The sequence below is a fragment of the Streptomyces sp. NEAU-YJ-81 genome, from assembly GCF_017592595.1.
Taxonomy (GTDB): domain Bacteria; phylum Actinomycetota; class Actinomycetes; order Streptomycetales; family Streptomycetaceae; genus Streptomyces; species Streptomyces hygroscopicus_B.
On record NZ_JAGFNO010000126.1, the window covers coordinates 1 to 818 of the forward strand.

Annotated in this window: 1 pseudogene; it reads right to left on the reverse strand. The window is 70.7% G+C overall.

Annotation, left to right across the window (positions count from 1 at the left end):
- Nucleotides 1–741: pseudogene (locus J5X86_RS50220) on the reverse strand (transposase family protein); the annotation flags it as partial.
- Nucleotides 742–818: the final 77 nt, after the last annotated feature.

An 818-nucleotide genomic window follows, 5' to 3' on the forward strand; every position in this document is an offset into this window, starting at 1 on the left:
TGAAGGACGAGGACGGCCTTCACGATGTCGGTGATGCGGGTCGTGCTGCAGCGCAGTTTCCGCAGCAGGCGCCATCCCTTGAGGGCGGCCATCGCCTGTTCTCCGACGCAGCGGGTTTTGGCGTGAGCGTTGTTCGCCCGCCGCTGCCAGCGCCGCAGGCGCCTGCCGCGGAAGGGAACGCGAACAGGGCGGCGGGCGCCCTGATAGCCCCGATCCGCGAAGCAGGTGATGTCCGCGCTGGTCAGTGCGTCGAGAGTGCCGTGGGTGCGGGCGGCGGTCAGGTCGTGCGTCGAGCCGGGGCAGGGCCGGCGAGGCCCACAGCAGACGACCGAGCGGGTCGGTGATCACCTGGATGTTCATGCCGTGCCGCTGGTGCTTCCCCGAGTAGAACGGTCGGTCGGCGGCGATGCGGTCGATCGGCAGCAGCGTCCCGTCCAGGATCATGTACGCCAGCCGCTTCGCCCGCCGCATCGCGGCGGGCAGGCTCTCGGCGAGCGCGGCGAGGACGTCGACGGTCTCATGGACGTAGCGGCACACGGTTGCCAGGCCGATGCCGAACCCGGCGGCGAGCCGGGTGTAGGTGTCGCCGCAGCGTAGATGGGCGAGGGCAAGGAGGGCCTGCCGTCCCGGCGTCAGGCGCCGCCAGCGGCTGCCGATCCGCTGCCGGTGGACGGCGAGTTGGCGGGCGAGGAAGCGTAAGGCCGAGCCGGACAGGTCGATCGCTGACGGGTACACAAGCACCGAGGCTCCTGGTGTTGCGGTTGCTCTTGGTCGACAACCCGTCTACCAGGAGCCTCGCCACGTCCACCAGCCAGCCC